This window comes from Caballeronia sp. (assembly GCF_049581465.1).
Taxonomy (GTDB): domain Bacteria; phylum Pseudomonadota; class Gammaproteobacteria; order Burkholderiales; family Burkholderiaceae; genus Caballeronia.
Map to the genome: position 1 here is coordinate 1 of NZ_JBAUSA010000326.1, position 1,549 is coordinate 1,549.

Genomic DNA, 1,549 nt, shown 5'->3' on the forward strand with positions numbered 1-1,549 from the left:
GATCGCGCCCGACTACGAAGGCTTCGGGCCCGGCGGGTTGTTCGAGGATCTGAAGCTGGGCTTCAGCACGGTCTGGCCCCATCATGCGGCGTTCAAGCGCATCGCGATCGTGTCCGACAAGGCGTGGATCGCACACACCGTGCATGCGTTGGCGTGGATGATCCCCGGCGAACTCCAGACCTTCAAACTCGACGAACTCGACAAGGCTAAAGAGTGGGCCGCCGGCTAGGCAGCCAGGCCGCCATGAACAGTTGCCACGCGGTGATCGAATAGACGCTGCATCGCTCCAATATCCCAAGCGGCAGAGCGCTGGATGCCGTCAGCTCGATGACGAACAGCACGAAGCTGAGCAGGCCGAACGCTCCGAGTGCGACCGATACCTTGCGATGCCAACCGCTGACGATCCTCGATCCGGCGAGGATGGCCGCGTTCCCGCCCACGATCGCCAACACCGCGCCGATCGCGTGCACCCCTGCGGTTCCGTTCGCGTGCGACGCGGGTCCGCTGTGGAAGGCCGCGATCAGCAGATTACCGACCGCATTCGCGGCAGCAAAAGTGAGAAACAGCCCCGCCTTGCGCGCCTTAACGGCCCGGACGGCGAGGATGGCGCCGACGAGAAACAGCGTGCCCTGGACAGCGAACGCGGTGTTCATCAGCCAGGCCAGCGGCGAATCATCAGACGGTATCCCGAGATTGCTGATGAAGTTGTGCGCGTAACTGTAGTGCGGCCGAAAAGCAGCTGCCGCAATGCCTTCCAGGGTCAGATACGCCAGCCCTGCAGAAAGCCAGGCAACGGCCGCACCAACCGCATATGGGCGTCGTTGCTTCGCTATCATGGCAGTGCGCACTTAACAACGGACACGGTTCGCGAGGGTCGAGTTATTCCGGAAATCACTCTCTCCCAAGGTGTTCTGCACTACCGGGAACACGGTAGCGGGCCGTGCTTTGTTCTGATCCATGGGCTTTTCGTCAACAGTAGCGTCTGGGACGACCTGCTCCCGCTGCTTGCCGGACGTCGCTGCATTCTGCCGGACCTGCCGCTGGGTGCACACCGCACACCGATGAACGGCGCAGACCTGTCTCCGCGCGGGCTTGCCAACATGATCGCCGAACTGATCGTGCGGCTGCAATTGCAGGACGTCACGCTCATCGGCAACGACACCGGTGGTGCGCTGTGCCAGATCCTCTGCGCTAACCATCCCGAGCTCGTCGATCGGCTGGTGTTGACCAACTGCGACACGTTCGAAAACTTTCCGCCGTTCCCGTTCCCGGCTATCTATGCCCTCGGCGGCCACGTCCCGGGCCTGATCGCGGTTGTCGACCAAGTATTGCGGCGCCGATTCCTGCGGCGCGCCGGCCTGGCCGCAGTTCCCGTGACCATGCGACCGCTGCCCGACGAATTGCTCGCGGGCTGGTTTGCTGCATTGCGCGACCCACGCATCCGCGCCGACCTGAAAGCGGTGTTGCGTGGAATCTCGCCCAAGCACACCGTGGCCGCCGCTGAGCGACTAAGGACTTTCGACCGGCCGGTGCTGATCGCCTGGGGTAC

Annotated in this window: 3 protein-coding genes; 2 read left to right on the forward strand and 1 reads right to left on the reverse strand. The window is 63.4% G+C overall.

Translation table 11 applies throughout. The features are described 5' to 3' along the window. Positions 1 to 229 (forward strand): STAS/SEC14 domain-containing protein (locus WCA53_RS08105; RefSeq protein ID WP_423907786.1); only part of this gene is annotated, 229 nt, incomplete at its 5' end. Here WCA53_RS08105 and WCA53_RS08110 read toward each other — a convergent pair. After that, positions 207 to 836 (reverse strand): DUF998 domain-containing protein, encoded by a 630-nt coding sequence (locus WCA53_RS08110; RefSeq protein WP_423907788.1) that lies wholly within the window; start codon positions 834 to 836, stop codon positions 207 to 209. The genes WCA53_RS08105 and WCA53_RS08110 overlap by 23 nt on opposite strands. On the opposite strand from WCA53_RS08110, the gene WCA53_RS08115 reads away from it, so the two are divergent. Further along, a partial coding sequence (locus WCA53_RS08115) for an alpha/beta fold hydrolase (RefSeq protein ID WP_423907790.1) occupies positions 822 to 1,549 on the forward strand: 728 nt, incomplete at its 3' end. The two genes, WCA53_RS08110 and WCA53_RS08115, sit on opposite strands and share 15 nt — an antisense overlap.

Excerpts from the sequence above, each read along its gene's own strand:
- WCA53_RS08110 (WP_423907788.1), bottom strand. The coding sequence starts at position 836 with ATGATAGCGAAGCAACGACGCCCATATGCGGTTGGTGCGGCCGTTGCC.